At 58.2% G+C, this 2,522-nt stretch carries 2 rRNA genes (1 of these 2 running past the window's edge); both read left to right on the top strand.

Going from position 1 to position 2,522, the window contains the following annotated elements:
* The first annotated feature begins 55 nt into the window (after positions 1-55).
* Positions 56-1,584, top strand: a 16S ribosomal RNA gene (locus ACGFWI_RS38770).
* A 305-nt stretch (positions 1,585-1,889) separates the two neighbouring features.
* Positions 1,890-2,522 (top strand): 23S ribosomal RNA (locus ACGFWI_RS38765) (it continues 1,926 nt past the right edge of the window).
* The 16S and 23S rRNA genes sit together here, the layout of an rRNA operon.

The following is a 2,522-nucleotide window of genomic DNA, read 5'->3' as shown; positions in this document are numbered from 1 at the left end:
TATTCCGTCTGGTTGTTCCGCTCTCGTGTGTGTTTCACCCGATTACGGGTAAACATTCACGGAGAGTTTGATCCTGGCTCAGGACGAACGCTGGCGGCGTGCTTAACACATGCAAGTCGAACGATGAACCGGCTTCGGCCGGGGATTAGTGGCGAACGGGTGAGTAACACGTGGGCAATCTGCCCTTCACTCTGGGACAAGCCCTGGAAACGGGGTCTAATACCGGATACGACTACCGACCGCATGGTCTGGTGGTGGAAAGCTCCGGCGGTGAAGGATGAGCCCGCGGCCTATCAGCTTGTTGGTGGGGTGATGGCCTACCAAGGCGACGACGGGTAGCCGGCCTGAGAGGGCGACCGGCCACACTGGGACTGAGACACGGCCCAGACTCCTACGGGAGGCAGCAGTGGGGAATATTGCACAATGGGCGAAAGCCTGATGCAGCGACGCCGCGTGAGGGATGACGGCCTTCGGGTTGTAAACCTCTTTCAGCAGGGAAGAAGCGAGAGTGACGGTACCTGCAGAAGAAGCGCCGGCTAACTACGTGCCAGCAGCCGCGGTAATACGTAGGGCGCAAGCGTTGTCCGGAATTATTGGGCGTAAAGAGCTCGTAGGCGGCTTGTCACGTCGGATGTGAAAGCCCGGGGCTTAACCCCGGGTCTGCATTCGATACGGGCAGGCTAGAGTTCGGTAGGGGAGATCGGAATTCCTGGTGTAGCGGTGAAATGCGCAGATATCAGGAGGAACACCGGTGGCGAAGGCGGATCTCTGGGCCGATACTGACGCTGAGGAGCGAAAGCGTGGGGAGCGAACAGGATTAGATACCCTGGTAGTCCACGCCGTAAACGTTGGGAACTAGGTGTGGGCGACATTCCACGTCGTCCGCGCCGCAGCTAACGCATTAAGTTCCCCGCCTGGGGAGTACGGCCGCAAGGCTAAAACTCAAAGGAATTGACGGGGGCCCGCACAAGCAGCGGAGCATGTGGCTTAATTCGACGCAACGCGAAGAACCTTACCAAGGCTTGACATACACCGGAAACGTCTGGAGACAGGCGCCCCCTTGTGGTCGGTGTACAGGTGGTGCATGGCTGTCGTCAGCTCGTGTCGTGAGATGTTGGGTTAAGTCCCGCAACGAGCGCAACCCTTGTTCTGTGTTGCCAGCATGCCCTTCGGGGTGATGGGGACTCACAGGAGACTGCCGGGGTCAACTCGGAGGAAGGTGGGGACGACGTCAAGTCATCATGCCCCTTATGTCTTGGGCTGCACACGTGCTACAATGGCCGGTACAATGAGCTGCGATACCGCGAGGTGGAGCGAATCTCAAAAAGCCGGTCTCAGTTCGGATTGGGGTCTGCAACTCGACCCCATGAAGTCGGAGTTGCTAGTAATCGCAGATCAGCATTGCTGCGGTGAATACGTTCCCGGGCCTTGTACACACCGCCCGTCACGTCACGAAAGTCGGTAACACCCGAAGCCGGTGGCCCAACCCCTTGTGGGAGGGAATCGTCGAAGGTGGGACTGGCGATTGGGACGAAGTCGTAACAAGGTAGCCGTACCGGAAGGTGCGGCTGGATCACCTCCTTTCTAAGGAGCACTTCTTACTCGGACTTGTCCGGGTCAGAGGCCAGTTCATCAGCGAATGTCTGATGCTGGTTGCTCATGGGTGGAACGTTGACTATTCGGCACACTTGATTCTCTGGAAGTTAGTACTGCTTCGGCGTGGAACGCATCTGGGGGTTGAGTGGGCCGGGCACGTTGTTGGGTATCTGAGGGTACGGACCGTAGGTCTGGACCTTCGCGATGCCGGCCCCAGTGAACTCAGCCTTCGGGTTGGGGTGATGGGTGGCTGGTCGTTGCTTGAGAACTGCACAGTGGACGCGAGCATCTGTGGCCAAGTTTTTAAGGGCGCACGGTGGATGCCTTGGCACCAGGAACCGATGAAGGACGTGGGAGGCCACGATAGGCCCCGGGGAGCTGTCAACCAAGCTTTGATCCGGGGGTGTCCGAATGGGGAAACCCGGCAGTCGTCATGGGCTGTCACCCGCTGCTGAACACATAGGCAGTGTGGAGGGAACGCGGGGAAGTGAAACATCTCAGTACCCGCAGGAAGAGAAAACAACAGTGATTCCGGGAGTAGTGGCGAGCGAAACCGGATGAGGCCAAACCAGTCACGTGTGATACCCGGCAGGGGTTGCGTGGTTGGGGTTGTGGGAGTTTTCTTTCATCGTCTGCCGGCGATGAGGCAAGTCAGAAACCGTTGGTGTAGGCGAAGGACATGCGAAAGGTCCGGCGTAGAGGGTAAGACCCCCGTAGCTGAAACATCAACGGCTTGCTTGAGAACCACCCAAGTAGCACGGGGCCCGAGAAATCCCGTGTGAATCTGGCGGGACCACCCGTTAAGCCTAAATATTCCCTGGTGACCGATAGCGGATAGTACCGTGAGGGAATGGTGAAAAGTACCGCGGGAGCGGAGTGAAATAGTACCTGAAACCGTGTGCCTACAAGCCGTGGGAGCGTCGCTG

This window comes from Streptomyces sp. NPDC048434, from assembly GCF_043200375.1.
Classification (GTDB): domain Bacteria; phylum Actinomycetota; class Actinomycetes; order Streptomycetales; family Streptomycetaceae; genus Streptomyces.
This window is presented reverse-complemented; position numbering and strand designations above follow the sequence as displayed.